The organism is Pantoea graminicola (assembly GCF_048452665.1).
Classification (GTDB): Bacteria; Pseudomonadota; Gammaproteobacteria; order Enterobacterales; family Enterobacteriaceae; genus Pantoea.
In genome coordinates this window covers 393,872-420,823 of record NZ_JBLWSJ010000001.1, presented here as the reverse complement: position 1 = coordinate 420,823, position 26,952 = coordinate 393,872, and the positions used below count along the sequence as shown (strand labels likewise).

Below are 26,952 nucleotides of genomic sequence, written 5' to 3'. Positions count from 1 at the left end.
TTTTTTGTTCGTTATTTCCTTTACACTGGCTCTCTCACTATGTCGATGACCAGGAAAAGTACACAGGATGTCTGCCTCTCCCGCTTCTAAAAATCTTACCCCGATAGTGATGCCTGTGGCCGTACTGCTGATCGCGATGCTGTCGCTTCAGGGTGGCGCGTCGCTGGCGAAAAGCCTCTTTCCCGCCGTCGGGGCCACCGGCATTACCGCGCTGCGTCTGACCTTTGGCACCCTGATTCTCTGCGTCATCTTCAAACCCTGGCGTCTGCACTTCCGGCGGGAACAGCGTCTGCCGCTGCTGATGTATGGCGTGGCATTAGGTGGAATGAACTTTATGTTCTATCTGGCGATCCGCACCGTGCCGCTGGGTGTTGCCGTCGGGCTGGAATTTACCGGCCCGCTGGCGCTGGCGCTGTTTGGGTCGCGCCGGCCGCTGGATTTCATCTGGGTGCTGCTCGCTGTGGCGGGTTTATGGTTTCTGCTGCCGTTTGGCTCCGACATGACGGCAATCGATCCGCTGGGCGCGGCGCTGGCCGTCGGCGCCGGTGCCTGCTGGGCGGTTTATATTCTGGCAGGTCAGCGGGCGGGCGCAGAGCATGGCCCGGCCACGGTCGCCCTCGGTTCACTGATCGCTTCGGTGATTTTTGTGCCGCTGGGCGTGTTTTTCGCAGAAAGTGGCCTCTGGCAGTGGGAAGTCATGCCGCTCGCCCTGCTGATTGCTCTGCTCTCCAGTGCCATCCCCTACTCTCTGGAGATGATTGCACTGACCCGCTTACCGGCGCGTATCTTTGGCACGCTGATGAGCCTGGAGCCGGCGATGGCCGCCTTTTCAGGTATGCTCTTTCTGGGTGAGACCCTGACTGCGCTGCAGTGGCTTGCCCTGCTGGCGATCATTGCCGCGTCGGCCGGATCAACGCTGACGATGCGACCCAAAAAGAGCCAGTTAAACAGCGTTGAATTATCAGACGATAAACCTCAATAACGCCTTTCAGCCCATCCCGCCGATGGGCTGAATAACAATCATGATTATCATGAGAATTATTCCCGCCTCTGCATCCTCAACGACTTTTTCTATTTGAAACAGACATTTACTCTTACGCGACAACTAAATATAACGCTTTGATTTGATTACATAAAACAGGCTATTATATTTTAACAAATAGTTAACCTTACGGATTCCGCGGCGTCCTGAGTAAAGAAATACGCTATTTCAGTCATCGTTGAAGCCGTTCCTGCAAAACCGAAAAGCGCTGCTATACTTATCCGGTACTTGATTAGGACAACCATCAAAGAGAGGACTGAAACGATGAGTACCGCTAAATTGGTTAAAACTAAATCTTCCGACCTGATTTACACCCGCAACGACGTGAGCGATGAAGAAAAGAAAGCCACGATTGCGGTGCTGAACCGTCTGGTTGTCGAATTTATCGATCTGTCATTGATCACTAAGCAGGCGCACTGGAACATGCGCGGTGCCAACTTTATCGGTGTGCATGAGATGCTGGATGGTTTCCGCACCACCATCACCGATCACCAGGATACCATTGCAGAACGTGTTGTTCAGCTGGGCGGCGTGGCACTGGGTACGACTCAGGTGGTTAACGACCAGACCCCGCTGAAAAGCTATCCGCTGAATATTCACAGCGTTCAGGATCACCTGAAAGCGCTGGCCGACCGCTACAGCGTCGTGGCTAACGACACCCGCAAAGCGATCGACGAAGTCAAAGATGAAGATACCGCTGACATCTTCACCGCGGCATCACGTGACCTGGATAAATTCCTGTGGTTCATCGAAGCCAACATTGAATAAGCGTAAGCAGAAGCTATCAGGCGGGGAAATCCGCCTTTTTTACGTCTGCGTTACCGCATTTTATGACCCTGTTAACAGTTTTTCCCTCCTCTGCTTCACAGCCTTAACATCTCAGGCAAACTACCGCTTGCACCAAAACAGTCACCTGCACCAAACTTGATCACCATAATGGTGCAAAGGCAGAATTAACTGCAAAATCGTGTCAGCTGTGTTGTTTAACTCTCTGATTTCGCGGATTTTGCAAAGTTGGCATAATTCTTTCATATGACAAGCCGCAAACGCAGGCCCTGCCGCCTGATCCTTATAAGGAAAAAATGATGAAGTCACTGTTTAACGTTTCTGTGGCCGCGCTGGCGCTGGCCTTCTCCCTCTCTTCGACTGCAGCAGAAAAGAAGCTGGTTGTTGCAACAGATACCGCTTTTGTTCCGTTTGAATTTAAACAGGGTGACAAATATGTCGGTTTCGATGTGGATCTGTGGGATGCCATTGCGAAAGAGCTGAAGCTCGATTACACCCTGAAGCCGATGGATTTCAGCGGCATCATCCCTGCACTGCAGACGCGCAATGTCGATCTGGCGCTGGCGGGCATCACCATCACCGAAGAGCGTAAAAAAGCAATCGCGTTCTCTGACGGCTACTACAAAAGTGGTCTGCAGGTGATGGTGCGTAACAACGAAAACGATATTAAAGGCATCAGCGATCTCGACGGCAAAGTAGTGGCAGTGAAAAGCGGCACCGGCTCGGTGGAATACGCGAAAGCCCATATCAAATCTAAAGATCTGCGTCAGTTCCCGAACATCGACAGCGCCTACATGGAGCTGGGTACAAACCGTGCCGACGCCGTGCTGCACGATACGCCTAACATCCTTTACTTCATCCACACCGCCGGTAAAGGTCGCTTTAAAGCAGTAGGCGACTCGATCGAAGCACAGCAGTACGGCATCGCCTTCCCGAAAGGCAGCGACGATTTACGTGAAAAGGTCAACGGCGCGCTGAAGACCCTGAAAGAGAACGGTACCTACAACACGCTTTATAAAAAATGGTTCGGCACCGAACCTAAATAATAAATGTCTGTATCCGGCTTTCGGCAGGGAAAGTTTTTCCCTGCTTTTTTCCATTGCAACCTATCTGGAGTGACACCATGGAGTTTGACTGGAGCGTCATCTGGCCCGCCATGCCAGCGCTGCTTGAAGGCGCCAAACTGACCTTAATTATCTCAATCATTGGCCTGATTGGTGGACTGATCATCGGACTGATCGCCGGTTTTGCGCGCGCTTACGGTGGCTGGATTGCCAACAATATCGCCCTGGTCTTTATCGAAATTATCCGCGGTACGCCTATCGTGGTGCAGGTAATGTTCATCTACTTTGCGCTGCCGATGGCGTTCCCCGACCTGCGTATCGACCCCTTCACCGCGGCCGTGGTGACTATCATGATCAACTCCGGCGCCTATATTGCCGAGATTACCCGTGGTGCGGTGCTGTCGATCAATAAGGGCTTCCGTGAAGCCGGACTGGCGCTGGGCCTGTCGGGCCGCGAAACGCTGCGTTACGTGATTATGCCGCTGGCGCTGCGCCGTATGCTGCCGCCGCTGGGCAACCAGTGGATTGTCAGCATCAAAGATACCTCGCTGTTCATCGTTATCGGTGTGGCTGAACTGACGCGTCAGGGTCAGGAGATCATTGCCGGCAACTTCCGCGCACTGGAGATCTGGAGCGCCGTAGCGATTATCTATCTGGTGATTACGCTGGTGCTGAGCTTTGTGCTGCGCCGCATTGAGAAAAGGGTGAAAATCCTGTGATTGAGTTTAAAAACGTTTCCAAGCACTTTGGCCAGACCCAGGTGCTGCACAATATCGATCTGAAGATTAACCAGGGCGAAGTGGTGGTGATTATCGGCCCATCCGGTTCCGGTAAATCAACCCTGCTGCGCTGCATCAATAAGCTGGAAGAGATCACCAGCGGTGACCTGATTGTTGATGGTCTGCACGTTAACGATCCGAAGGTAGACGATCGCCTGATCCGTCAGGAAGCGGGCATGGTGTTCCAGCAGTTTCACCTGTTCCCTCAGATGAGCGCCCTGGATAACGTCGCGTTTGGCCCGATTCGGGTGCGCGGCGCCAGCAAAGAGGCGGCACGCCAGCTGGCGCGTGAGCTGCTGGGCAAAGTGGGTCTCGCCGAGCGGGCGCACCACTTCCCGTCTGAACTTTCTGGCGGTCAGCAGCAGCGTGTGGCGATTGCCCGTGCGCTGGCGGTAAAGCCGAAGATGATGCTGTTCGATGAGCCGACCTCTGCGCTGGACCCGGAGCTGCGCCATGAAGTACTGAAGGTGATGCAGGATCTGGCGGAAGAAGGCATGACGATGGTGATTGTGACGCACGAAGTGGGCTTTGCACAGAAAGTAGCCTCGCGCCTGCTCTTCATCGACAAAGGACGGATTGCGGAAGATGGCGACCCCGACAGCCTGATCAGTAATCCGCCCAGCGAACGTCTGCGCGAATTCCTGCAGCACGTCTCCTGATCATAACGGGCCGCTTAGCGGCCCGTTTTGTTGAGTGGCTCAATTGCCCGGCACGGCACTTATACCGGGCCTGCACCGGCTACCCGCCCTGCCTTCACTGGCGACGCAGCAGTTTGCTGCGCGCGGCGGCAGGCATAAAACTCCACGCCAGGAAGCGGCTCTGCTTCTGTCCCTGCGCCATATTCACTACCCGCAGTTCAGCCACATCGTGCGCCTGTAGTTGTTTCTCCAGCGCCGCTAAGTTCTCTTTGCGCGACACCAGCGAGGTAAACCAGCCAATCTGGCGACCCAGCGCAACGCTCTCGGCAATCATCTTACCGATAAACGCCTTTTCGCCACCGGGATACCACAGCTCATTGTGCTGCCCGCCAAAGTTCAGCGGCGCGCTCTTATCCAGACCGAGATTGCGCACCTTACGCTGCGTCCCCATCGCCGCCTCTTCTGCCGACGCATGGAACGGCGGGTTACACATTACCGCGCTGAAAAATTCATTCTTACTGACCACCCCGGCCAGAATCGCGTCGCTGTTTTTCTGCCGGCGCAAGCGGATCTGCCGTGTCAGGCGCGGATTGGCCGCGACAATGCGGTTTGCGGCTTTAATGGCGGCCTCGTCAATATCGGTGCCGGTGAAGCGCCAGCCATATTCCGCCGCGCCGATCAGCGGATAGATGCAGTTGGCCCCGCAGCCGATATCCAGTATGTCTGCGGCAGGGATCACCCCGTTATTGTCCAGCGCCAGCAGATCGGCAAGATAGTGCAGATAGTCGGCACGGCCTGGCACCGGCGGACAGAGTGAACCGGGTGCGAGCTGCCAGTCGATATCGTAAAAAAGCTTAATCAGCGCCTGATTCAGCAGCATCACCGCGTCCGGATCCGCAAAATCCACGGACTGCACGCCGTAACCGTTAGGCCGCACTTTCGCCGCCAGCGGCGGATGAGCAGCGGTTAACGCGGCAAAATCGTATTCACCCTGATGGCGATTGCGGGCGTGGAAAGGCGACGTGCGGGCTGACTTTTTCATACGTTCTCTCAGTTATTCAGGCGCGCGTACAATACGCTGTAGGCGACGGAAAATAAACCCGCACCATCCGCTAACCGCTTTCTGTTTTCGTGGGCGATGCTGTCGGGCTAAGATAAATAAAATCCTCTGCCGGAGACGTTATGACCACCAAGCGCTATTCCTATCAACCCCGTGCCGGGCACGGTCTGCCGCACGATCCCCTGAATGCGATTATCGGGCCACGACCGATAGGCTGGATCAGTTCGATCAGTGCCAGCGGCCAGCGCAATCTGGCCCCTTACAGCTTCTTTAACTGCTTTAATTATCAGCCGCCGATTATCGGTTTCGCCAGCAGCGGCTGGAAGGATAGCGTCAGGAATATCGCAGAAACGAAAGAGTTTGTCTGGAACCTGGCGACCCGCTCGCTGGCTGAAGCGATGAATGAAACCTCAGCGTCACTGCCTGCCGACCAGGATGAGTTTGCCTTTGCCGGCTTAACGCCGCTGGCGGCTTCTCAGGTCGCTGCCAGCCTGGTAGCCGAAAGCCCCGTGAACTTCGAGTGCCGCCTGACACAGCTGATTCAGCTGCAGGATGCCAGCGGCAATCCGCTCGACAGCTGGCTGGTGCTGGGTGAAGCGGTGGCGATCCACATCGATGAGTCGCTGCTGGAAGAGGGGATCTACCAGACGGCCAGAGCCGAGCCGGTTCTGCGCGCGGGCGGCCCCAGCGCCTATTACGGCATCAGCGAGGCGCAGCGCTTTGATCTGGTCCGCCCGGACGCGCGCCCTAAGTAATCCTCGTGCCACAAGCGCATCGGCCCGATGCGCTTCTCCTGCCCTCTTTCCAGTGATGTCTGACACTGGCGGCCCCGCTTCCGGCTGCCAGTCAGCATGCTTATCCTGAACGTGGACCGCCCACGATTCAGCGCGATTCCGCCTGTGCCAGCATGGCGTGGATCAGCGCCTTCAGCACTTTCTGGAGTTGCGCCGCCCGTGCCTGCTGCCAGGCGTAAGGCGGCCTCTCATCCATGTAGTTGAGCTGCGCCAGCTCCAGCTGTACGGCCTCGATCCGCTGTTGCGGCTGGCCGTAAGCGCGGGTGATATAGCCGCCCTTAAAGCGTCCGTTGATCACCCAGCTGTACGCCTGCTGCGCTGCACATACTGCCTCAATGGCCGCGCTCATTTCAGGCTTGCAACTGGCGCCATCGTTGGTGCCCATGTTGAGGTCGGGCAGCCGTCCCTCAAACAGCCGGGGAATTTCGCTGGCGATAGAGTGCGCGTCAAACAGCAGCGCGTAGCCGTGCTGCGCCTTAAGCCGCGCCAGCTCCTGCTGAATCTGCTGATGGTAAGGCTGCCAGATCCCGTCGATGTAGCCCTGCCGCGTGGTGGCATCCGGCGTTTTGCCTGGCGCAAAGGTCGGCGTGCCGTCGAACAGCGTCTCCGGAAACAGGCCGGTGGTGGCGCTGCTGTAGAGCGGCTGGTTGTCGGGCGGACGGTTAAGGTCGACCACAAAGCGGGAGTAGTGACCGATCAAGACGCTGGCGCCCAGATCGCGGACAAAATCGTAGAGCAGCGGAATATGCCAGTCGGTGTCGGGTAAGCCGCGCGCGGCCTCACTTAATCCCGCCTCCACCTCCGGCGTCAGCCGGGTGCCGGCGTGGGGGATACTGACCAGCAGCGGCAGCGTGCCCTGGGTAAAATCAAAGGGATTCATTGCATTTCTCCACGATAGACAACGGTACAGGGCAGTTCACCGCCCAGCCAGTAAACCAGTTCCGCCGGACGGGCCAGCGGCCAGTGAACGAAGTTTGCCACCTTGCCCCTTTCCAGCGAGCCGTGACTCTCTGCGAGCCCCAGCGCCTTTGCGCCCCACAGGGTCACGCCCGCCAGCGCCTCTTCCGGCGTCATGCCAAACAGGGTGCAGCCCATGTTCAGCATCAGGCGCAGCGACAGCGCAGGTGAGGTTCCGGGGTTGGCATCGCTGGCCAGCGCCATCGGCACGCCGTGGCGCCGGAAGAGATCGACCGGCGGACGCTGCGTCTCGCGCAGCAGATAAAAGGCACCGGGCAGCAGCACCGCGACAGTGCCATGCTGCGCCATCGCCCGCGCGTCCTCTTCGGTGGCATATTCAAGATGGTCCGCCGAGAGTGCACCATAGCGGGCCGCCAGCGCCGCCCCGCCCAGAGCGGAGAGCTGTTCCGCATGGAGCTTCACCGGCATCCCCAGCGCCACTGCCCGATCAAACACCCGCGCCACCTGCTGCGGCGAAAAAGCGAGGTGCTCGCAGAACGCATCTACCGCGTCCGCCAGCCCCAGCGCCTGCACCCTGGGCAGCAGAGTGTCGCAGATAATATCGACCCAGCCCTCCGGATCGTGCCTGAACTCCGGCGGAAAGGCGTGGGCCGCCAGACAGGAGGCCCGGACATCGGCGGGCACGCTCTCGCCGAGCTGACGAATCGCCCGCAGCATCCGCAGTTCGCTCTCTTCATCCAGCCCGTAGCCGGATTTGATCTCAACGGTAGTGACCCCTTCTGCCAGCAGGCGATCGAGACGCCAGCGGGCCGACGCCACCAGCGCCTCTTCGGTGGCGGCACGGGTGGCGCGCACGGTCGAGAGGATGCCGCCGCCCTGTGCGGCGATCTCCGCATAGCTGACGCCATTCAGGCGCTGCTCAAACTCCTGGCTGCGGTCACCGCCAAAGACCAGGTGAGTGTGGCAATCCACCAGCCCCGGCGTCACGATGCCGCCCGGCAGACGATGGTGCCGCTCGGCGACGAAGGCGGGCATCTCCGCCTCCGGCCCGACCCACACCAGCCTGCCCGCCCGCACCGCCAGCGCCCCCGCTGGTATCAGATGGTACTTCCCGTCACGCATGGTAACCAGGTCGGCCCCGGTCCACACCGTCTCTACGTGCATCTCATTTCCCATCGCGCGCTCCCGCCTCCGCCGTTTACAGGCTGCCTCAAAGTATGTATATGTATATACAACCACATCCAGTGAGGATCAACCATGGCGACTTTTTTTGCTTCCCGCGCCCTGCTGGCGACGGGATGGCAGCAGCAGGTACGGATCACGGTCAGTGAGACCGGTTTTATCGACGCGATCACGCCGGACAGCCACGCGGACCAGGCGATCCGGCTCGACGGCGAAGTGATCCCGGCGATCGCCAACCTGCACTCTCACGCCTTCCAGCGCGCTATGGCGGGCCTGGCGGAAGTCGCGGGCGATCCACAGGACAGCTTCTGGACCTGGCGGGATCGGATGTACCGCATGGTAGAGCGCCTGACGCCAGCGCAGGTGGGGGACATTGCCGCCCTGCTCTACATCGAAATGCTGAAAGGCGGCTACACCCAGGTGGCGGAGTTTCACTATCTGCATCACGACCCCGAGGGGACGCCTTACAGCGACGACAGGATGCTGCAACAGCTGATCGACGCGGCCGGGATCGCCGGCATCGGTCAGACGCTGCTGCCGGTGCTCTACAGCTACAGCGGTTTTGGCAGCCAGCCCGCGACGGCCGGTCAGAAACGCTTTATCCAGCAGACCGATCGTTATCTGCAACAGCAGGCGAGGCTGGAGAAGTGGCAGCAGCAGCGACCGCTGCTGAATCGCGGCCTCTGTTTCCATTCGCTGCGCGCGGTAAGTGAAAGTCAGATGCGGGAGGTGCTGGCGGCCAGCGATCCCGCGCTGCCGGTGCATATTCATGTGGCTGAGCAACAGAAAGAGGTCAACGATTCGCTGGCGTGGAGCGGCGAGCGTCCGGTCGCCTGGCTGCTGAACCGCTTTGCGGTGGATGCGCGCTGGTGCCTGATCCACGCCACCCATCTGGATGAGGATGAACGCACCCGCCTCGCCCGCAGCGGCGCGGTGGCGGGTCTCTGTCCGACCACCGAAGCCAACCTCGGTGACGGCATCTTTCCGGCGGTGGCCTATATCGCGCAGGGCGGACGCTGGGGCATCGGTTCCGACAGCCACGTCTCGCTGAGTGCGCAGGAGGAGCTGCGCTGGCTGGAGTATGCCCAGCGGCTGCGCGACCAGCGCCGCAACCGGATTACCCTGCCCGGCCAGCCGTCGGTAGGTGATCTGCTGTGGCAGCAGGCGGCCGCAGGCGGTGCGCAGGCGTGCGGGATCCGGCAGGGCACGCTGGCGGTGGGACAGCGCGCCGACTGGCTGGTGCTGCGGGATGCGGCCTGGCTCGGCAGCGTGGATTCCCGGGCGGTGCTGAACCGCTGGCTTTTTGCCGGGCAGCGCGACCAGATTCGGGATGTCTATGTGGCGGGCAAGGCGGTGATCAAAGAGGGGGTTCATCCGCAGCAGGCGGCATGTGCGGCGCGCTTTGCTCAGGCAATGGCGGTGCTGCGATGATCGCCCGCTTTGCCTATCCGGCGCTGAAGGTCAGCCGCTGGCGTAACGGCGGCGGCGAGACCCGCGAAATCGTCACTTTTCCGCCAGGTGAGGAACGCTTCGGCTGGCGCGCCAGCATCGCCACCCTCGCGCAGGATGGCCCCTTCTCCGCCTTTCCGGGCATCGATCGGGTCATTACCCTGCTGCACGGCGACCCGGTGTTACTGACCGCACCCGATGTGCAGCAGCTGCTGCTCCCTCACCAGCCCTGGGCGTTTGCCGGTGAACTGGCTTTAACGGCTCAGCTGCAGGGCGGCGTCAGCGAAGATTTTAATATCATGACGCGGCGGGATGCGTGGCAGGCCAGCGTGGAGGTGGTCACCACCTCCGTACACAGTCTCCACGGGGTCGCCTGGGTGCTGGCTGGCAGATGGCAGACGGCGGCTGGGGAAAAGCTGACCGCGCAGCAGGGCCTGTGGTGGGTGGATGAAGAGACCCGCCTCAGCCCGTGCGAAGCGGATGCCAGACTGCTGTTTACCCGCCTCAGCCGTGTCCCCTGAAGCGCCCCAGCAGCTTGTAGCGTGAGCCGGGATAGAGCAGCCGCGCATAGGTCACGATGCGGGTGTCGCTCCACGTCTGACGCCGGATCAGCAGGCAGGGTTCGTGCTCATCCAGCGACAGGTGTTTACGCTGACGCGCATCGGGCAATACGGCTTCAACAATGTGCTCGCCTGCGGTCAGGGGGGCGACCCGCATCAGATAGGTGTAAGGGGTCATCTGCTGATAATCCTGCGTCAGGTAGTCGGGGGCGACCAGCGGATTGACCAGACGATCCTCCAGTTGCACCGGCAGATCGTTTTCATAGTGCACAATCAGCGAGTGATAGAGCATCTGCCCGGTGGTCATGCCCAGCACGGCGGCCTGCTCAGGATCGGCTTTGGTCTGGCCGATAGCGAGAATTTTACAGCTGTGCTGGTGACCACGCTGGGCGATCTCATCGGCGATATTGTGCACCTCCAGCATCGCGGTATATCCCTTCATCTCCGCCACAAAGGTCCCGACGCCCTGCATCCGCACCAGAAAGCCTTCGCTGGTGAGTTCCCGCAGCGCCCGGTTAATGGTCATCCGGCTGACGCCCAGCTCATTGACCAGTTCGCTCTCTGACGGCACGCGCTGATTCGCCTTCCATAATCCTTCGCGGATCTGACTGATAATCGCCTGCTTGACCCGCTGATAGATCGGCGCGGGTTCGTCGCTCATCGCCGCCGCCAGTTGTGCCAGTGCCGTCTGCTCAACCATGTGCTGTTCCTTATGCTGATAATACGTTCAGTTTACTGTCTCATAGCATGAATGTATATACATCCAGTAGCGGGCGCTGTGCCTTTTTCAGGGCAGCGTCTGCCTCCTTATCGTGCAGCGCCAGCAAGGCGATCCTCCCTTTCCCCGCCGCTGCCGGGCGATCCATTTTTGTGATCGGTCTGGCATGCCTCTTGCTTCATCTGTTTAATTGTATAGACAAGCATAGACAGGAATGACGGCTTATGATTCACTCGCATTATCCCGCTGGTCAGGGCAAGGAGAGCAGCTCAGCCACGCCAGCACACACGTACAGACAGGAGCAGACTATGTCAGGTTCGTTTCAGGCATTACGCCTGGTGCCAGGCGAGGTGGATCTCGCCACATTACGCGCTATCTATCAGGGTCAGGTCACACTGACACTCGATGAGGGCGCGCGTCAGGCGATTGCCGCAGCCCAGCAGACCGTAGAGACGATTGTTGCCTCCGGCAACGTGGTGTATGGCATCAACACGGGTTTTGGCAAACTGGCGCAGACGCAGATCCCGGCCAGTCGTCTGGCGGAGCTGCAGCGTAATCTGGTGCTGTCACACAGCGTCGGCCTGGGCGACCTGCTGCCCGACAATGTCACCCGACTGGTGGTGGCGACCAAAATTATCAGCCTGGCGCGCGGCCACTCTGGCGTGCGCATCGAGCTGGTCGAGGCGCTGCTGGCGCTGTTTAACGCGGGTGTGATGCCCTGCATCCCGGAGAAGGGATCGGTGGGCGCGTCTGGCGATCTGGCACCGCTGGCGCACATGTCGCTGATGCTGCTGGGGGAAGGTCAGGTCCGCCACAATGGCGAACTGATCCCGGCAACCCAGGGGCTGGCCAGCGTCGGGCTGTCGCCATTTGTGCTCGGCCCGAAAGAGGGACTGGCCCTGCTCAACGGCACCCAGGTCTCGACCGCGCTGGCGCTGCGCGGCCTGTTTGAGGGCGAGAATCTGTTTGCCGCGGGCCTGATGGCCGGTGCCCTGTCGCTGGAAGCGATTAAAGGTTCGCTGAAACCGTTCGACGCCCGCATCCATCAGGCGCGCGGTCAGCAGGGGCAGATTGCCGTGGCGGCGGCGGTCAGCGCCCTGATCGAAGGCAGCGAGATCCTCTCTTCACATACCCATTGCGGCCGGGTTCAGGATCCCTACTCCATCCGTTGCGTGCCGCAGGTGATGGGTGCCTGCCTGGACAATATATGCCACGCGGCGCGGATCCTGGAAATTGAGGCCAACGCCGCCTCTGACAATCCCCTGGTCTTCAGCGACAGCGGCGATGTGATCTCCGGCGGCAACTTCCATGCCGAGCCGGTGGCCTTTGCCGCAGATATCCTGGCGCTGGCAATTGCTGAAGTGGGCGCCATCTCTGAGCGGCGACTGGCGCTGCTGCTGGATAGCGGCCTGTCAGGCCTGCCGCCCTTCCTGGTGCGGGATGGCGGCGTCAACTCCGGCTTTATGATCGCGCAGGTGACCGCCGCCGCGCTGGCCTCGGAAAACAAATCGCTGGCGCATCCCGGCAGCGTCGACAGCCTGCCCACCTCCGCGAACCAGGAGGACCACGTTTCGATGGCCACCTACGCCGCGCGCCGTCTCGGCAGCATGTGCTTCAACAGTGCGGCGGTTGTCGGCATCGAGGCGATGGCCGCCGCACAGGGCATTGAATTTAACCGGCCGCTGCAAAGCTCCTCGCTGATTGAGCAGGCGCTGGCCACCCTCCGCGAGCAGGTCGCTTTTCTGGAGGCGGACCGCCTGATGGCACCCGATATTGAGGCGATGCGTCAGTGGGCAAGCCGCGCTGACTGGCCTCAGGCACTGACCGCGCTGCTGCCGAGCATGCGCACGACTTCTTAATTAAAGGAATCTTTCATGAGCGAAACCCTTTCTCAGGCTGTAGCGCGCGAGATTCGTGCGCCGCACGGCACCACGCTGCACTGCGCCAACTGGCTGATCGAAGCGGCTTACCGCATGATTCAGAACAACCTCGATCCCGACGTCGCCGAGCGGCCGGAAGATCTGGTGGTTTATGGCGGCATCGGTAAGGCCGCGCGTAACCAGGCCTGTTTCAAACAGATCCTGCGCTCGCTGCAGGTTCTGCAGCCCGACGAGACGCTGCTGATCCAGAGCGGCAAGCCGGTCGGCATCTTCCGCACCCATGCGGATGCCCCGCGCGTGCTGCTGGCCAACTCCAACCTGGTGCCCCACTGGGCAACCTGGGATCACTTCCATGCGCTCGATAAAGCGGGCCTGATGATGTATGGCCAGATGACGGCCGGCTCCTGGATCTACATCGGCGCGCAGGGCATCGTGCAGGGCACCTATGAAACCTTTGTCGAGGCGGGACGTCAGCACTACAACAACGACCTCAGCGGACGCTGGATCCTCACCGCCGGACTGGGCGGCATGGGTGGCGCGCAGCCGCTGGCGGGCGTGCTGGCCGGGGCCTGTGTGCTGGCGATCGAATGTCAGGAGTCGCGCATCGATTTCCGCCTGCGAACCCGCTATGTCGACTACAAGGCCACGACGCTGGACGAGGCGCTGGCGATGATCGGCGAGGCGACCGCGGCGAAGAAAGCCATCTCGGTCGGCCTGCTGGGGAACGCGGCGGAGATCCTGCCGGAGCTGGTGAAACGCGCGCAGGCGGGCGGGCCGAAGCCGGACATCGTGACCGACCAGACCTCGGCGCATGACCCGATCAACGGCTATCTGCCGATTGGCTGGGATCTGGCGCGCTGGCAGCAGGAGCGCGTTTCTCAGCCGAAAGCGGTCGAGAAGGCGGCGCGCGCCTCGATGGCGGTCCACGTTCAGGCGATGCTCGACTTCTGTCATATGGGCATCCCGACCGTGGATTACGGCAACAATATCCGTCAGGTGGCGCTGGATGAGGGTGTCAGCAACGCCTTCGATTTTCCTGGCTTTGTTCCGGCCTATATCCGTCCGCTGTTCTGTGAAGGTAAAGGCCCGTTCCGCTGGGTCGCACTGTCGGGCGACCCGGAAGATATCTACAAGACCGATGCAAAACTCAAAGAGCTGTTCCCGCACCACAAAACGCTGCATCGCTGGCTCGATATGGCGCAGGAGCGCATCGCTTTCCAGGGGCTGCCTGCCCGTATCTGCTGGCTGGGGCTGGGTGAGCGGCATCTGGCCGGTCTGGCCTTCAACGAAATGGTGCGCAACGGCGAACTCAAAGCGCCGGTGGTGATTGGCCGCGACCATCTCGACTGTGGTTCTGTCGCCTCACCGAACCGCGAAACCGAAGCGATGAAAGATGGCTCGGATGCGGTCTCTGACTGGCCGCTGCTGAATGCGCTGCTGAACACCGCTGGTGGCGCGACCTGGGTCAGCCTGCATCATGGTGGCGGGGTCGGCATGGGCTTCTCGCAGCACGCCGGGGTGGTGATCGTCTGCGACGGCAGCAAAGAGGCAGATGCGCGTCTGAGTCGGGTGCTGTGGAACGACCCGGCCACCGGGGTAATGCGTCACGCCGATGCCGGCTATGAACTGGCGCAGCAGTGCGCGTCAGAGCATGGCCTGAACCTGCCGATGCTGAAATAGCTGTTTACGGGGTAAGCAGCCGCTTACCCCGCTTCTGATCCCCGTCGCCGTTTCGCCCGCCTCTGACATCGCTTTCTTATTACTTATTCCATTTTGGTTTAGCCTATAGCCCGATTTCATCCCGACGGCGATAGACGCCGCGCCACCCGATCTCTAAAGTGAAATCTTCTCATTCTGTATGGAGCGCGACTCTGCATGACCCTTTCCCCTGCCCTGCTTGAAGATGCCCTGCGCTGGCGCCGTGATTTTCATCGCCAGCCTGAACTCGGTTACCAGGAACATGGCACCAGCCAGTTTATTGCAGAAGAGCTGGCGCGGGCCGGATTGCAGGTGTTTCGTGGTCTGGCGGGCACCGGGGTGATCGGCACGCTGGAAAACGGCCCCGGCCCGGTGATCGGGCTGCGTGCGGATATGGATGCGCTGCCGATTACGGAAAAAGGGGACGCCGGATGGCGCTCCGCGACGCCGGGCGTGATGCACGCCTGCGGACACGACGGCCACAGCGCGATTCTGCTGGCTGCCGCCCGGCAGCTGGCCGCCACGCGCCGCTTCAGCGGCACGGTGCATTTCATCTTTCAGCCCGCCGAAGAGAATCTGGGCGGCGCACGCAAAATGGTGGAAGAGGGCCTGTTTCAGCGCTTCCCGATGGATGCCATCTATGCAATGCACAACTGGCCGGGGCTGCCGCTGGGATCGCTGGCGGTCAATCCTGGCGCGATGATGGCGTCGCTGGATTCGTTTGAAATCACCCTGCACGGCAAAAGCTGCCACGCGGCGATGCCGGAGAGTGGAGCCGACCCGATGGTGGTGGCAGCCGAGCTGATTCTGGCGCTGCAGACCATCCCGTCCCGCCGTCTGTCGCCGCTCGCCTCGGCGGTGGTCAGCGTGACGCAGATCCACGGTGGCGAAGCGATTAACGTGATCCCGGAACAGATTGTGCTGCGCGGCACGGTGCGCTGTCTGCAGACCAGCGTACGGGAAAAGGTGCGCGGGCTGATTGATGAGTTCGTGGGGACCCTGCCGTGCCCGTTTGGCGTCAGGGGTGACATTCACTGGCTGCCGGGTTATCCGGTCACCGCCAACCATGTTGCCCCGGCGGAACAGGTGCGCGACGTGGCGCTGGCGACGCTGGGCGCGGAGCAGGTTCACTGGCAGGTAAATCCGTCGATGGCGTCTGAAGATTTTGCCTGCATGATGGAAGCCTGTCCCGGTGCCTACTTCTGGCTGGGTGCGGATGGTGACACGCCCTCCGCACCGCTGCACAACGCCCGCTATGACTTCAACGATGCGCTGCTGCCGATCGGCATCCGCTTCTGGCAGAACCTGGTCGAGCAGGCGCTGCCCGTCGCCTGATTCAGTAACCGGCGGCGCGAATCCGCTGCTCTGCCGCGTCCAGCGAGTCACACTCACCGCTGGCGCGCAGACAGCAGGCGAGCTGCAGTCGCAGCGACGCAGGCACCGGACGCTGCTGGTTCAGCACCTCTTCGATCCAGCGCGCGGTCACCGCCGCCGATTTATCGGCCGGCAGCTCCACGGCCACCTCCGGCTGACGCTCCACCCACACTTCCGCTTCCGCGCCTGCGCCCTGGATCATGCTGATCGCCGGGCAGCGCAGCGGATTAGCATAGACTTCCCCTTCGGTGCCGTTGAGTAACAGCGCCGGGGCATCGATGTCACTGAAGAATTTCGCCACGCGCGGCACATACTCCGGATGCGAAACGCTCGACAGGCGCAGCGCCGCACGCTCCGCAAACGGGGTCGCCAGCTTTGCCAGCGTATGCGCGCTGTTGCGCACCCCCATCCGCCAGCGCAGCGACAGCTGTTTCGCCATCGGCGGGCAGAGGTGATCGATGGTGATAAAGGCCAGCCCCTGCTCCAGTTTCGCCTGCGCTGCCGCCGCCGTCGTCACCGGGGCGATCCCCAGCGCCGCAAAGACCGCTTCGCTGGTGATGCGCGTTGCATCGTCGCTGACGCCGTGCACCAGCACCGGAAACCCGAGTTTCGCCAGCAGCAGCGCCAGCAGCGGCGTCAGGTTGCCCTGTCGGCGCGCGCCGTTGTAGCTGGGAATGACAATCGGCATCGGCCGGTTTTCCGGCGCCCGCAGCGACATCATCTGCGCCTGCATCGCCTGGTAAAAGCCGCGCATCTCCGCTTCGCCTTCGCCTTTAATGCGCAGCGCAATCAAAATAGCGCCCAGCTCCAGGTCCGGCACGTCGCCCGCCAGCATCGCGCTATAGAGCGCCACAGCAGTATCAAAGTCGATGTCGCGGGCATGATTTTTACCGCGGCCCACCTCTTTAATAATTTTATTCAGTTCCATCTCTCGCTTCCGGTTAAGTGCGCTCAGCGCCGCGTGGGGCGTCGTTTACGCACGGTATTTTTTGGCACCACACTGGCCGGTATCGCGGCCGGCTCCGGCGTTGCCGGCTGCTCAATCGGAAAGACCGGCAGCGCGGCCAACAACCGGCTGCCGTAGGGTTTGCTCAGCAACCGGCGGTCATAAATCACGATCTCACCATAGCATTGATGGCTGCGGATCAGGCGTCCGACCTGCTGGATCAGGGTAAATGAGGCGCTGGGTAAGCTCTGCACCTCAAACGGATAGCGCTTCAGGCTCTTCAGCCACTCGCCTTCGGTCAAAATTACCGGACTGTCCACCGGGGGAAAAGCGATTTTATGGATATGTACCTGACTCAGCAGATCGCCTTTCAGATCCAGCCCTTCCGCAAAGGACTGCAGGCCAATCAGAATGCTGGTTTCTCCCCCGGCAACGCGCTGACGGTGCAGCTCAACCAGGCGGCTGCGCGGCTGATCGCCCTGCACCAGCATCGAGAGCCGCAGATCGGTCAGGCAGGTGACAAACTGCTGCATCGCCCGGTTGCTGGCAAACAGCACCAGCACCCCTTTATGCTTTTTCTCTGCCATCTGCTGGCGGAAGAAGGCGGCCATCTCGGCGATATGTTCGGCTTCATGGCTCATCAGCGGCTCATAGCGCATCTGCGGGATCACCAGCCTGCCCTGCTCTACGTGATTAAACGGGGAGTCCAGCGCCACAAAACGGTCGCCCGCCTTTTCGCTGAGGCCCGACATCTCCTGCAACCGGTTAAAACTGTTGAGCGAACGCAGCGTGGCGGATGTGACCACGACATGGGCGATTTTGCGCCACAGCATCTTCTCCAGCTGGTCGCTGACGCGGATACCGGCGCAGTGAAACAGCAGATGCGCCTGGCCTTCGCGCAGTTCGCGGGTGATCCATTTCGACACCGGCGCACCGGAGGCTTTCTCCATCGACGCCAGCCGCCACAGCTTACTGACGGATTCGAACCAGCCATACTGACGGTTGAGCTGCAGCAGATTACGATGCAGCCGCACCATATCCACCTTACCCGTCTGCTCGCTCAGCGCATTGATCAGCCCTTCGCTCAGGCCACGCAGCGCGTCGCTGAGTTTGAACAGCCGGGCGCAGAGATCGAGCAGCTCCTGCGGCAGCGCGCCCAGCACGAAGCGGAACTCCCCCGGCTGGTTATGCGGCGGCAGCAAGGGGTTCAGCGCCTGGGCGGTAAGCGTCATCAGTTCGCGCAGCTCGTCGCAGTGGGCTTTCAGCCGCTCCGGGTTGGCCAGCGGCGGCGGGGATTTGGGCCGCATCTGCGTCATAATGCTCTCCACCAGCTTCACGAAGAGGTCGAGCTGCAGGCTGCTCCAGCCGGGGGTGATATCGGCGCTTATCTCCAGCGCATCGCGGGCCACCTCGGGCAGATGATGTCCTTCATCCAGCACCAGCATCAGATTTTTAGCGGGCGGCAGCACCGACTCATTTTCCATTGCCGCCATCACCAGCGCATGGTTCGCCACCACCACATCCACCTGCTCGATCTCGCGCCGCGCCACGAAAAACGGGCATTCGCGATACCAGCGACAGTGCGCGCCGAGGCAGCTCGCTTTATCGGTCGAGAGCCGCTGCCACAGGCTGTCGCTGACGTTCTCGTCGCTGTGATCGCGCAGGCCATCCCACTGATAGCGATCCAGCGATTTCTGCAGCCGGCCACACTGGGTCTGCTCCTCTTTGGTGCTGCTGACGGCGTCATCGTCCAGCCAGAGCAGCAGATCGCCCTGCTGGTCATCATCTGCCGCCAGCGCGGCCAGATTGCGCGGACAGACGTAGCGCCGGCGACCAAAGGCGGCGGTAAAAGTCAGGTCAGGGATAATTTTTTTCAGCAGCGGCAGATCTTTGGTGAAGATCTGATCCTGCAGCGCCACGTTAGCGGTGCTGATGACCAGCCGCTTCTCCTGGGCGCGGCTGGCCGCAATGCCCGGGATCAGGTAAGAGAGGGTTTTTCCCACGCCAGTCGGCGCTTCAATCGCCAGATGGCGCGCGTCGTCACCTGACAGGCATTTCGCCACTTCGGCGATCATCTGCCGTTGCGGCGCACGCGGAATGAAGTCAGGCACCTGCTGCTGAAGCGCTTTATACCACTCCGCTATCTGGCTTTTTATTGCGGCTGTCAGGGCCATGATTAGCGTTACCACACCGGAAAAAATGGCCTGTATTTTTACACAGTATCCTGGCGGCGTCAGCTTTCGGGCCGGATTTTTCGTGCGCTGTCGGAAATTTCAGCGGAAGTCAGGGAGCCGCAGCGCGCTCCCGCCGTGCTATGTCAGTACTTTATACATCAGGGTAGTAGCGTCCAGCACACCCGCGGTGGATTCCGCATAAAACGGAATCGATCCCGCCACCTGCCAGCCCAGCGAGCGATAGAGATCGCTGGCCACATCGCCGCTGCGGGTGTCGAGCACCAGCAGCGTTTTGCCCTCTGCGCGCGCCTGCTGTTCGGCACGCTGCATCAGCGCCCGGGCAATGCCCTGACGGCGCGCCTGCGGGTGCACCAGCAGTTTGCCGATCTCCGCCCGGTGGCGGCCATTCGGCATGGCACTGTGGTTTATCATCACCGTGCCCAGGAGCGTCTCCTGCTGACGGGCGACGAATAGCTGACTCTCTCCGGCGGCCAGGGCGGGGATGCGCTGCTGCCAGAAGTGTCTGATCGCCTCCTGGTCGGCGGCATCCGTAAACCCCACGCTGGCACCCTCCGCCACGCACGCCTGCAGGAGCGCACTGAGGTCACTGAGCTGCTGCTGCGCCTGCGTGGCGCTGAAGCGGGTGTAATCGATCATGGTCTGGCCACCACCAGCAGATAACGAGCCCCGTCGGTGAGGTGCGCCTCAAAGGCGGATTTTCCCGTCAGGTGAAACCGCAGGCAGTCACCGGGCTGCAGCGTCCACTGCTGCAGCCCCATCGAGATGGTCAGGCCGCCCTCGCGCAGCCAGATATGCTGCTCCAGTCCCTGAACGGGCGGCGTGTCATAATCGATCCGCGCGCCGGGCCGTAACTTGCCCTCTACCAGTTCGCATCTAAAATAGAGGGCAGGCGGTGAAACATCGCGGCGGACAAATCCGCTGGCGGCATCCTGCCACACCGGCTGCTGTTCCGCTCTGACCAGCAGAGTGGACTCCTCCTCGACTTCACTCAGCAGACGCGACATCGTGAGTCCATAAGCCGCACACAGCCGGTTAAGCAGTGCCGCCGTGGGGCTGGTCTCGCTTCGCTCAATACGCGATAATGACGCGCGGCTGATGCCCGTGGCGACAGAAAGTTCATCTAATGACCAGCCGCGTTGCAGTCGTAATTCTGACAGCCTCACCGCCAGTCGCTGCTCAGTATTCAGCTCCGACATGGGTTATTCTCATAGGTGGGAAATATTCTCATATTTGAGATGTAGCCTGGAAATGCCGTATCAGTCAAGTTGTACATAGCGAAATGTATTGTACAACTTAAATTGCTTCGTTATGGTAATTGCACTCAGACCAATCGAAAGAGGATTTTATGACCTTATACAGTATCGGTGACGTCGCCGAGCGCTGTGGCATAAACCCAGTCACCTTACGCGCCTGGCAGCGTCGTTATGGCTTACTGAAGCCGCAGCGCACCGAAGGCGGACATCGTCAGTTTGATGAAGAAGATGTTCAGCGCATTGAAGAGATCATGCGCTGGATTGAAAGCGGCGTGCCCGTCGGCAAGGTCAAGGCACTGCTGGAAGGTGGCGATGTGGATGCGCATGATGGCTGGACGACATTACAGGATGAGCTCATCAGCGTCCTGCGTCACGTCAGGCCCGCTAAACTTCGTAACAAAATTGCCGCGATTGGCCGCGAACATCCGATTGATGCGCTGATCGACCACGTTTTTATGCCGGTGCGCCAGAAGCTGAGTCTGGACCAGAACACCGCCCGCACCATGTGCAGTCTGCTGGATGGGTTACTGATTGACTATGTGGCCTTCTGCCTGACCGGCAGCCGCAAAAAGTCAGGCAAAGATGCGCTGATAATCGGCTGGGGTATCGAAGATCGGACCCGTATCTGGCTGGAAGGGTGGCGTCTCTCCCAGCACGGCTGGCGGATTGATGTGCTGGCTGAACCGCTGGATGTGCCGCGTCCTGAACTCTTTCCTGGCATGAATATGTTTGTCTTTACCGGTAAAAAACTGACCCGACGCCAGCAGGAACAGCTGACACACTGGCAGGAACAGGGTTACGCTGTACGTCTGCACGAACCTGCCTGATAACAAAAACGCACGCCGGGCGCTTTGCCTGCTGCCTTGCGCGCGCTATTATCCCCGCCTCACTGTTCACAAGCTCAGGTTTTAACCATGAATGTCAAAAAAGCCTTTTTCGCCACGCTCTTTTTTATCATGGCCGTCGGCGGCACCAGCGGTCTGATGCTGGTGGGATACTCCCTTATCGTTCACTCACGCTAAGCCAGCGTTGCAGGCGTTCAAACAGACGATCGCTGACGATAGCCAGCAGCGCCACCAGCAGCGCCCCCTGAATCACGTAGGCCGTGTTAAACCCGCTTAACCCGATAATCACCGGTGAGCCGAGACTTTTGGCCCCCACCGTCGAGGCGATGGCCGCGGTTCCGATGTTAATGATCACCGACGTGCGTATACCGGCGATGATCACCGGCGCAGCCAGCGCCAGTTCAACCTGCCACAACCGCTGCCAGGCACTCATCCCGACCCCGGTTGCGATCTCCCGGCTGCTCTCCGGCACACTGTCGATGCCCGCCAGCGTGCCCTGTAAAATCGGCAGCAGGCCATAGAGCAGCAGTGCCACCACCGCAGGCCACGCGCCAAAGCCCATCACCGGTACCGCAATCGCCAGCACCGCCACCGGCGGAATCGTCTGTCCGGCGGCCACAATCGTCTCTGTCAGCGGCCGGAAGGCGCGCCCTGCCCGTCGCGTCACCAGTACGCCGCTGCCGACGCCAGTCACGATCGCCAGCAGGCTGGCGGCGATCACCAGAAACAGATGCGCCAGGGTGAGCTGCCAGAAGCTCTCCTGCTGATAGAGCGGCCGCGCCAGATCGGGAAACCAGCGGTGAAACAGCGGCCCGCTCCAGGGCATCAGGCTCAGCAGCGCGACATAGAGCAGCACCAGCCACAGCAGCGGATCCCTTAACCTGCGCATGGGGCTGCCCCGTGCCGTTGCAGCAGATCGCTGAAGTGGAGAACGCCCAGCGGTTGCTGCTGCGCGTCGACCACCGGCAGCTGGTCGGTTCGCCGGGCGATAAACTGTGAAAGGGCCTCCCGCAGCGTCAGCCCGGCCGCAATCGGTTCGCCCGCCAGCCACTCCCCGTGACGCACAGCCTGGCTGACCTGCTCCAGCGACAGCAGCCGCACCCCGATTTCGCTGCGGCCAAAGAAGTCACGCACAAACGCATTTATGGGCTGCGTCAGCAGCTCCACCGGCCTGCCCTGCTGAACGATCTCGCCGTTATCCATCAGCACCAGGCGATCAGCCAGCGTCAGCGCTTCGTCGATATCATGGGTCACCAGCACAATCGTGCGGCCCGAAAGCCGGTGAATGCGCAGCATCTCCTGTTGCAGCATGCCGCGGGTGACCGGGTCGAGCGCCCCGAACGGCTCATCCATCAGCAGGACTTCCGGGTCCGCCGCCAGCGCACGCGCTACCCCAACCCGCTGCTGCTGTCCGCCGGAGAGCTGATGCGGATAGCGGTCGAGCAGTTGTGTGTCCAGGTTCAGCAGGCCCAGCAGCGTCGCGATGCGCGCATTGATCTGCGCAGCCGGCCAGCCCAGCAGAACCGGCACCGTGGCGATATTCTTCCGCACCGTCCAGTGCGGAAACAGGCCGGTCGACTGGATGGCGTAGCCCATGCGGCGACGCAGCGCGCGGGCATCCAGCTGGCGAATCGACTCACCGGCAAAGCGGATATCTCCGCTGTCAAACTCCACCAGCCGGTTAATCATCTTCAGGGTGGTCGATTTGCCGGAGCCGGAGGTGCCGAGCAGTACGCAGAACTCACCGGCGGCCACCTGCAATGTCAGATCTTTCACCGCCGCTTTGCCGTTAAACGCGCGTGATACGCCCCTGAATTCAATCATCTCTTCTCTCCAGCAGTGAGATCAGCAGGCGGAACAGCGCATCGACTGTCACCGCCAGCGCAATCACAGGGATTACGCCCAGCAGCACCAGATCCAGCGCACTGCTTAGCAGCCCCTGAAAAATAATCGCACCGAAGCCGCCTGCGCCAATCAGCGCCGCCACCACGGCCATCCCCAGCGTCTGCACTACCACTACCCGCAGCCCCGCCAGCCAGACCGGCAGCGCCAGCGGTACATCCACCGCACGGAACTGCTGCCAGCCGCTCATCCCCATGCCACGCGCGCTCTCGCGCACCTGCTGCGGCACCTGCTGCAGGCCGACAACCACGCTGCGCACCAGCGGCAACAGCGCGTAGAGCACCAGCGCGATCAGCGCCGGAGCCATGCCGATGCCACTGATGCCCCACGCGCCCAGCCAGGGAAAGTGCTGAGCCAGTCCGGCCAGTGGCGCGATCAGCAGGCCAAACAGCGCAACTGAGGGCACCGTCTGAATCACATTCAGGACGCCAAACACGCTGCCCTGCCAGCCCGGACGCCGGAACAGCGCCACGCCCAGCGGCAGCGCGATCAGCAGCGCAGGCAGCACCGTACCCGCCAGCAGAGTGAGATGGCGGCTGAGGGCCGCATCAAACACGGCCTGGCGATTGGTGTACTCCCTGAGCAAAGAGAGATCGGCCAGCTGACCGCTGAACAGCAACAGCAGCGGCAGCAGCCAGACCTGCAGATTAAGCAGCAGCTGAGCCAGCCGGTGACGGGTTAATTGCCGCACCAGATCGGTGATCAGCAGCAATAGCGTGGCGGCGCTGCACCACAGGCCGCTGGCGAAGCTGGTGCGCGCCAGGCGACTGCCCTGCTGACTGAGCAGCGTGGCCTGATGACCGCCCAGCCAGATAAGGAGTGCCAGCATCACCTCTGCGGCCAGCAGCGCCAGCATCAGCGTACTGCGACCGGGCCGACGCCACAGCAGCAGCCAGAGCGCCGCCAGCGGCAACAGCAGTAGCCCGAAGCGGCTGATCTGCCAGAGCCTCAGCGGTTCGCCCGCCACCAGCCGGTTCGGGGCAACGTTGAGAAACGGCAGCACGATCAGCGCCAGACTCAGCAGGGTCAGCAGCAGCCAGGCCACCGGCTGCTGCACCGGACGGCGTATCGCTTCCCGCGCTATCGGCATCGGTTACAGGATCTTCTGCTGCTGCAGCCACTCAGTCGCAACGCTGCTGGCATCCTGGCCGTCGACCGCGATTTTCGCGTTGAGCTGTTGCAGCGTCTTCTCATCCAGCGCGCTGAACACCGGCTTCAGCCACCCCTCAATGCCGGGATAGGCTTTCAGCACCGATTCACGGATAACCGGCGTCGGCGCATAGATCGGCTGAACGCCTTTGGGATCGCTGAGCGTCTGCAGGCCCAGCGCCGCTACCGGCCCGTCTGTCCCATAGGCCATCGCCGCATTGACCCCGGATGTCTGCTGCGCCGCCGCGCTGATGGTGACTGCGGTGTCACCGCCCGCCAGCGACAGCAGCTGATCCTGTTTCAGGTTAAAGCCGTACGCTTTTTCAAAGGCGGGTAGAGCATCACTGCGCTCAATAAATTCTGCCGACGCCGCCAGCTTAAAGGTGCCACCTTTTTTCAGCCAGGCACTGAGATCGGCCAGCGAGGAGAGCTGATTTTTTTCCGCCAGTTCTTTGCGCACGGCGATGGTCCAGGTGTTATTGGCCGGTGCCGGGGTCAGCCACACCAGGTGATTCTTCTCTGCATCGAGCTTCTTCACTTTCTCGTAGCCGGCGGTAGCACTCTTCCAGGCGCTGTCTTTCTCGTCGTTGAAGAAGAAGGCGCCGTTGCCGGTATATTCCGGATAGATATCAAGTTCGCCCGCCGTTATGGCACCGCGTACCACCTGTGTCGAACCGAGCTGGATTTTATTGACGGTTTTGACCCCATGCTTTTCCAGCACCTGCAGGATCACATTGCCCAGCAGCGACCCTTCGGTATCAATTTTTGAGCCGACCCGCACAGGATCTGCCGCCTGTGCCATTCCCATACTGAGCAGCAAAGCGCTGACGCCGATCCAGCCCCGGGTTCTGATCATGATCTTTTCCTTATCGCGTTTTCGTGTGTCGTTTTTGCGCCGCGCAGGGCGTTATGCGTTCAGGCTGCTCTTCTGCCGCGCAGCCGCAGGCTGACAGACCCGGCAGCGGAGAGTTTCTGCCTTAAAAGCGTAGCCTGGCCTGTGGGTGATGCGGCGGACTTTCTCGAAGCAGAACAGCATTCTGAGATGAGAATCTTATTTCATATAGCTGAAATGAATTTACTTCTGGACGTCTGAATGGCTATCCTTCCAGACCTGGTATAAATAATCAAAGATGCAGAACATCATGTCAGACCTGATCTCTTCCGCCCATGTGGCGACGGCAGGCCGTGCGCCTGCGGGTGAAACGCAGTGGATCCGCAATGCAGCAGATGTCTCCCGTTTGGTGAACAGCGGCGACAGCGCCCGTAATAACGCCCGTATCGTTATCGCGATTGCGCTGGGGGGCGTGTTTCTCGATGCCTACGACCTGGGTGCGCTGGCCTTTGGCATGAAAGACATTACGCGCGAATTTAACCTGACGCCCTCCGGCACCGGCATGGTCGCCTCGGCCATTACCTTCGGCGCCATCATCGGCGCCCTGATCGGCGGCTATCTCACGGATAAAATTGGCCGTTATCGGGTGTTTATGACCGATATGTTCTTTTTTGTCGTGGCGGCTTTCGCCTGTGCGTTCGCGCCCAACGAGTATGTGCTGGCGGCTGCGCGTTTTGTCATGGGGCTGGGCGTCGGCATCGATCTGCCGGTGGCGATGGCCTTTCTGGCGGAGTTTTCAAGACTGCGCGGCAAGGGGAACAAAGCGGCCAGCGTGGCGATGTGGTGTCCCACCTGGTATGCGGCGATCAGCATCTCCTACCTGCTGGTGCTGCTGCTCTATGCCGTGCTGCCGGAAAGCCACACCGACTGGCTCTGGCGGCTGATCCTGGGGTTTGGTGCCGTCCCGGCGATTATCATCATCGCCATCCGCAGCCGTTACATGAGCGAATCGCCGGTCTGGGCCGCGAACCAGGGCGACCTGAACGGCGCGGCGGCGATTCTGCGCAGTGCCTGGAACATCAACGCGCAGGTGGCCACCGACGCCGGGCTGACGCCTGCTACGCCGGTGCGCAAGGCAGGCTGGCGCAACTATGGCGCGCTCCTGAAGGGGGTTTATCGCCGCCGGACACTGCTGGCGACCATCACCTCTGTCGCCTCCTCGTTTGCCTATAACGCCGTCGCTTTTGGCCTGCCGGTGATCATCTCCAGTTTCCTTGCGCAGTCGATGCTGACCACAATTCTGGTCTCGCTGGCGCTGAACCTGCTGTTTGCCTTTGTCGGCGGCATTCTGGCCGTGCGGCTGGTGCCGCGCCTGGGGGCGTGGAAAATGTCGGTGGCAGGTTATGGCTGTCAGTGTGTGGCGCTGCTCGGGCTGGCGCTGATTGGCCGCCCGGAAGGGGGACAGGAGGCGGCGCTGGCTATCGCGATGCTGGCGCTGTTCCTGTTTGGTCAGGGATTCGGACCGGGGTCACACACCATGACCTTTGCTTCGCTGAGCTACCCGACCTCGCTGCGCGGCGTGGGCGTCGGCTTCAATCAGACGCTGATGCGCGGCAGTTCGACCGTTTCACTGTTTCTGTTTCCCGTGCTGGTTGCGGCGCTCGGCACCGGCGTCTTCTGGGTGATCTTCCTGGCACCGCTGGCCGGTCTGCTGGCCCTGCTGGCGATCCGCTGGGAACCCTCGGGCTACGATGTGGATGCGGAAGATTTCAGGCCGTTGTGATGGTCAGGGCGGAAAGGCAGTCAGGACACTTAGCGGCTTTAACGTGAGGGGCATCCCGGTACGTTGTTAAGCGTCGCGGGCCAGGGATGGCAACGTCGCGGAGAA

At 61.0% G+C, this 26,952-nt stretch carries 25 protein-coding genes; 13 read left to right on the top strand and 12 right to left on the bottom strand.

What is annotated here, in order from left to right; all coding sequences use genetic code 11:
* Window positions 1–67: 67 nt before the first annotated feature.
* From rhtA to glnQ, 5 genes are all read left to right on the top strand, one after another.
* Entirely contained in the window at window positions 68–982 is a 915-nt protein-coding gene (gene rhtA, locus ACNY69_RS02135; protein ID WP_111140565.1) for a threonine/homoserine exporter RhtA, read from the top strand.
* Between the two features lie 324 nt (window positions 983–1,306).
* Entirely contained in the window at window positions 1,307–1,810 is a 504-nt protein-coding gene (gene dps / locus ACNY69_RS02130) for a DNA starvation/stationary phase protection protein Dps (RefSeq protein WP_111140566.1), read from the top strand.
* Between the two features lie 317 nt (window positions 1,811–2,127).
* Window positions 2,128–2,874 carry a glutamine ABC transporter substrate-binding protein GlnH gene (glnH, locus tag ACNY69_RS02125; RefSeq protein ID WP_111140567.1) on the top strand — a complete coding sequence of 249 codons (747 nt, stop codon included), beginning with the start codon at window positions 2,128–2,130 and terminating at the stop codon, window positions 2,872–2,874.
* 77 nt (window positions 2,875–2,951) lie between these two features.
* Window positions 2,952–3,611, top strand: coding sequence for a glutamine ABC transporter permease GlnP (glnP, locus tag ACNY69_RS02120; protein WP_111140568.1), 660 nt, complete (start codon window positions 2,952–2,954; stop codon window positions 3,609–3,611).
* Window positions 3,608–4,330 carry a glutamine ABC transporter ATP-binding protein GlnQ gene (gene glnQ / locus ACNY69_RS02115; protein ID WP_111140569.1) on the top strand — a complete coding sequence of 241 codons (723 nt, stop codon included), beginning with the start codon at window positions 3,608–3,610 and terminating at the stop codon, window positions 4,328–4,330. Before glnP ends, glnQ begins: the two co-directional genes overlap by 4 nt.
* 94 nt (window positions 4,331–4,424) lie before the next feature.
* Here glnQ and rlmF read toward each other — a convergent pair whose 3' ends face one another.
* A complete protein-coding gene (gene rlmF / locus ACNY69_RS02110; protein ID WP_111140570.1) occupies window positions 4,425–5,351 on the bottom strand; it encodes a 23S rRNA (adenine(1618)-N(6))-methyltransferase RlmF in 927 nt (308 codons plus the stop codon).
* A gap of 140 nt (window positions 5,352–5,491) precedes the next feature.
* Here rlmF and ACNY69_RS02105 point away from each other — a divergent pair, with 140 nt between their 5' ends.
* A complete protein-coding gene (locus ACNY69_RS02105) occupies window positions 5,492–6,124 on the top strand; it encodes a flavin reductase family protein (protein WP_111140571.1) in 633 nt (210 codons plus the stop codon).
* A 127-nt stretch (window positions 6,125–6,251) separates the two neighbouring features.
* Here the strand turns inward: ACNY69_RS02105 and hutG are convergent, their stop codons facing one another.
* Together hutG and hutI are read right to left on the bottom strand one after the other, a co-directional pair.
* The gene (hutG, locus tag ACNY69_RS02100; RefSeq protein WP_418797234.1) at window positions 6,252–7,043 is read right to left on the bottom strand and encodes an N-formylglutamate deformylase; all 792 of its coding nucleotides are present in this window, start codon (window positions 7,041–7,043) and stop codon (window positions 6,252–6,254) included.
* Window positions 7,040–8,257, bottom strand: coding sequence for an imidazolonepropionase (gene hutI / locus ACNY69_RS02095; protein ID WP_418797233.1), 1,218 nt, complete (start codon window positions 8,255–8,257; stop codon window positions 7,040–7,042). The genes hutG and hutI overlap by 4 nt, the downstream gene beginning before the upstream one ends.
* Window positions 8,258–8,338: 81 nt before the next feature.
* Here hutI and ACNY69_RS02090 point away from each other — a divergent pair, with 81 nt between their 5' ends.
* Window positions 8,339–9,694, top strand: a complete 1,356-nt coding sequence (locus ACNY69_RS02090; protein WP_418797232.1) for a formimidoylglutamate deiminase — start codon at window positions 8,339–8,341, stop codon at window positions 9,692–9,694.
* A complete protein-coding gene (locus tag ACNY69_RS02085; RefSeq protein ID WP_418797231.1) occupies window positions 9,691–10,233 on the top strand; it encodes a HutD/Ves family protein in 543 nt (180 codons plus the stop codon). The genes ACNY69_RS02090 and ACNY69_RS02085 overlap by 4 nt, the downstream gene beginning before the upstream one ends.
* Here the strand turns inward: ACNY69_RS02085 and hutC are convergent.
* A complete protein-coding gene (gene hutC, locus ACNY69_RS02080) occupies window positions 10,217–10,972 on the bottom strand; it encodes a histidine utilization repressor (RefSeq protein ID WP_418797230.1) in 756 nt (251 codons plus the stop codon). The two genes, ACNY69_RS02085 and hutC, sit on opposite strands and share 17 nt — an antisense overlap.
* Before the next feature lie 326 nt (window positions 10,973–11,298).
* On the opposite strand from hutC, the gene hutH reads away from it, so the two are divergent.
* From hutH to ACNY69_RS02065, 3 genes are all read left to right on the top strand, one after another.
* Window positions 11,299–12,849, top strand: coding sequence for a histidine ammonia-lyase (gene hutH / locus ACNY69_RS02075; RefSeq protein ID WP_111140577.1), 1,551 nt, complete (start codon window positions 11,299–11,301; stop codon window positions 12,847–12,849).
* Window positions 12,850–12,864: 15 nt separating this feature from the next.
* Window positions 12,865–14,550, top strand: coding sequence for a urocanate hydratase (gene hutU, locus ACNY69_RS02070; protein ID WP_418797229.1), 1,686 nt, complete (start codon window positions 12,865–12,867; stop codon window positions 14,548–14,550).
* Window positions 14,551–14,745: 195 nt separating this feature from the next.
* Window positions 14,746–15,903: a M20 aminoacylase family protein gene (locus tag ACNY69_RS02065; RefSeq protein WP_418797227.1), complete on the top strand. Its 1,158-nt coding sequence runs from the start codon at window positions 14,746–14,748 to the stop codon at window positions 15,901–15,903.
* A gap of 1 nt (window position 15,904) precedes the next feature.
* On the opposite strand, the gene ybiB is transcribed toward ACNY69_RS02065, so the two are convergent.
* The 4 genes from ybiB to ACNY69_RS02045 all read right to left on the bottom strand — a co-directional run bounded on the left by ybiB (window position 15,905) and on the right by ACNY69_RS02045 (window position 20,279).
* The gene (gene ybiB / locus ACNY69_RS02060; RefSeq protein WP_293773814.1) at window positions 15,905–16,870 is read right to left on the bottom strand and encodes a DNA-binding protein YbiB; all 966 of its coding nucleotides are present in this window, start codon (window positions 16,868–16,870) and stop codon (window positions 15,905–15,907) included.
* A 23-nt stretch (window positions 16,871–16,893) separates the two neighbouring features.
* Complete coding sequence (gene dinG / locus ACNY69_RS02055; RefSeq protein ID WP_418797225.1) at window positions 16,894–19,062, bottom strand: ATP-dependent DNA helicase DinG; 2,169 nt, start codon at window positions 19,060–19,062, stop codon at window positions 16,894–16,896.
* 138 nt (window positions 19,063–19,200) lie between these two features.
* Window positions 19,201–19,719: a GNAT family N-acetyltransferase gene (locus tag ACNY69_RS02050; RefSeq protein ID WP_418797224.1), complete on the bottom strand. Its 519-nt coding sequence runs from the start codon at window positions 19,717–19,719 to the stop codon at window positions 19,201–19,203.
* A complete protein-coding gene (locus tag ACNY69_RS02045) occupies window positions 19,716–20,279 on the bottom strand; it encodes a helix-turn-helix domain-containing protein (RefSeq protein ID WP_418797223.1) in 564 nt (187 codons plus the stop codon). The genes ACNY69_RS02050 and ACNY69_RS02045 overlap by 4 nt, the downstream gene beginning before the upstream one ends.
* 149 nt (window positions 20,280–20,428) lie before the next feature.
* On the opposite strand from ACNY69_RS02045, the gene ACNY69_RS02040 reads away from it, so the two are divergent.
* A complete protein-coding gene (locus tag ACNY69_RS02040; RefSeq protein ID WP_111139863.1) occupies window positions 20,429–21,163 on the top strand; it encodes a MerR family transcriptional regulator in 735 nt (244 codons plus the stop codon).
* Between the two features lie 175 nt (window positions 21,164–21,338).
* Here ACNY69_RS02040 and ACNY69_RS02035 read toward each other — a convergent pair whose 3' ends face one another.
* From ACNY69_RS02035 to osmF, 4 genes are read right to left on the bottom strand one after another with little or no spacing between them, the layout of a single operon-like run.
* Window positions 21,339–22,070 (bottom strand): ABC transporter permease, encoded by a 732-nt coding sequence (locus tag ACNY69_RS02035; RefSeq protein WP_418797222.1) that lies wholly within the window; start codon window positions 22,068–22,070, stop codon window positions 21,339–21,341.
* The gene (locus ACNY69_RS02030) at window positions 22,058–23,005 is read right to left on the bottom strand and encodes an ABC transporter ATP-binding protein (protein ID WP_418797221.1); all 948 of its coding nucleotides are present in this window, start codon (window positions 23,003–23,005) and stop codon (window positions 22,058–22,060) included. The genes ACNY69_RS02035 and ACNY69_RS02030 overlap by 13 nt, the downstream gene beginning before the upstream one ends.
* A complete protein-coding gene (locus ACNY69_RS02025) occupies window positions 22,998–24,173 on the bottom strand; it encodes an ABC transporter permease (protein ID WP_418797220.1) in 1,176 nt (391 codons plus the stop codon). The genes ACNY69_RS02030 and ACNY69_RS02025 overlap by 8 nt, the downstream gene beginning before the upstream one ends.
* 3 nt (window positions 24,174–24,176) lie before the next feature.
* Complete coding sequence (gene osmF, locus ACNY69_RS02020; protein WP_111139859.1) at window positions 24,177–25,088, bottom strand: glycine betaine ABC transporter substrate-binding protein OsmF; 912 nt, start codon at window positions 25,086–25,088, stop codon at window positions 24,177–24,179.
* Window positions 25,089–25,374: 286 nt separating this feature from the next.
* Here osmF and ACNY69_RS02015 point away from each other — a divergent pair, with 286 nt between their 5' ends.
* Window positions 25,375–26,847 carry an MFS transporter gene (locus ACNY69_RS02015; protein WP_418797218.1) on the top strand — a complete coding sequence of 491 codons (1,473 nt, stop codon included), beginning with the start codon at window positions 25,375–25,377 and terminating at the stop codon, window positions 26,845–26,847.
* Window positions 26,848–26,952: the final 105 nt, after the last annotated feature.

Bases quoted from the DNA above. Each gene is read 5' to 3' on its own strand.
- ACNY69_RS02045 (WP_418797223.1), bottom strand. From the start codon at position 20,279: ATGTCGGAGCTGAATACTGAGCAGCGACTGGCGGTGAGGCTGTCAGAA.
- rhtA (WP_111140565.1), top strand. From the start codon at position 68: ATGTCTGCCTCTCCCGCTTCTAAAAATCTTACCCCGATAGTGATGCCT.
- hutG (WP_418797234.1), bottom strand. From the start codon at position 7,043: ATGAATCCCTTTGATTTTACCCAGGGCACGCTGCCGCTGCTGGTCAGT.
- ACNY69_RS02015 (WP_418797218.1), top strand. From the start codon at position 25,375: ATGTCAGACCTGATCTCTTCCGCCCATGTGGCGACGGCAGGCCGTGCG.
- dinG (WP_418797225.1), bottom strand. From the start codon at position 19,062: ATGGCCCTGACAGCCGCAATAAAAAGCCAGATAGCGGAGTGGTATAAA.
- hutI (WP_418797233.1), bottom strand. From the start codon at position 8,257: ATGGGAAATGAGATGCACGTAGAGACGGTGTGGACCGGGGCCGACCTG.
- dps (WP_111140566.1), top strand. From the start codon at position 1,307: ATGAGTACCGCTAAATTGGTTAAAACTAAATCTTCCGACCTGATTTAC.
- hutU (WP_418797229.1), top strand. From the start codon at position 12,865: ATGAGCGAAACCCTTTCTCAGGCTGTAGCGCGCGAGATTCGTGCGCCG.
- ACNY69_RS02090 (WP_418797232.1), top strand. From the start codon at position 8,339: ATGGCGACTTTTTTTGCTTCCCGCGCCCTGCTGGCGACGGGATGGCAG.
- rlmF (WP_111140570.1), bottom strand. From the start codon at position 5,351: ATGAAAAAGTCAGCCCGCACGTCGCCTTTCCACGCCCGCAATCGCCAT.
- glnH (WP_111140567.1), top strand. From the start codon at position 2,128: ATGAAGTCACTGTTTAACGTTTCTGTGGCCGCGCTGGCGCTGGCCTTC.
- ybiB (WP_293773814.1), bottom strand. From the start codon at position 16,870: ATGGAACTGAATAAAATTATTAAAGAGGTGGGCCGCGGTAAAAATCAT.
- glnP (WP_111140568.1), top strand. From the start codon at position 2,952: ATGGAGTTTGACTGGAGCGTCATCTGGCCCGCCATGCCAGCGCTGCTT.
- hutH (WP_111140577.1), top strand. From the start codon at position 11,299: ATGTCAGGTTCGTTTCAGGCATTACGCCTGGTGCCAGGCGAGGTGGAT.
- ACNY69_RS02065 (WP_418797227.1), top strand. From the start codon at position 14,746: ATGACCCTTTCCCCTGCCCTGCTTGAAGATGCCCTGCGCTGGCGCCGT.
- ACNY69_RS02040 (WP_111139863.1), top strand. From the start codon at position 20,429: ATGACCTTATACAGTATCGGTGACGTCGCCGAGCGCTGTGGCATAAAC.
- osmF (WP_111139859.1), bottom strand. From the start codon at position 25,088: ATGATCAGAACCCGGGGCTGGATCGGCGTCAGCGCTTTGCTGCTCAGT.
- ACNY69_RS02085 (WP_418797231.1), top strand. From the start codon at position 9,691: ATGATCGCCCGCTTTGCCTATCCGGCGCTGAAGGTCAGCCGCTGGCGT.
- ACNY69_RS02025 (WP_418797220.1), bottom strand. From the start codon at position 24,173: ATGCCGATAGCGCGGGAAGCGATACGCCGTCCGGTGCAGCAGCCGGTG.
- ACNY69_RS02035 (WP_418797222.1), bottom strand. From the start codon at position 22,070: ATGCGCAGGTTAAGGGATCCGCTGCTGTGGCTGGTGCTGCTCTATGTC.
- ACNY69_RS02050 (WP_418797224.1), bottom strand. From the start codon at position 19,719: ATGATCGATTACACCCGCTTCAGCGCCACGCAGGCGCAGCAGCAGCTC.
- hutC (WP_418797230.1), bottom strand. From the start codon at position 10,972: ATGGTTGAGCAGACGGCACTGGCACAACTGGCGGCGGCGATGAGCGAC.
- ACNY69_RS02030 (WP_418797221.1), bottom strand. From the start codon at position 23,005: ATGATTGAATTCAGGGGCGTATCACGCGCGTTTAACGGCAAAGCGGCG.
- ACNY69_RS02105 (WP_111140571.1), top strand. From the start codon at position 5,492: ATGACCACCAAGCGCTATTCCTATCAACCCCGTGCCGGGCACGGTCTG.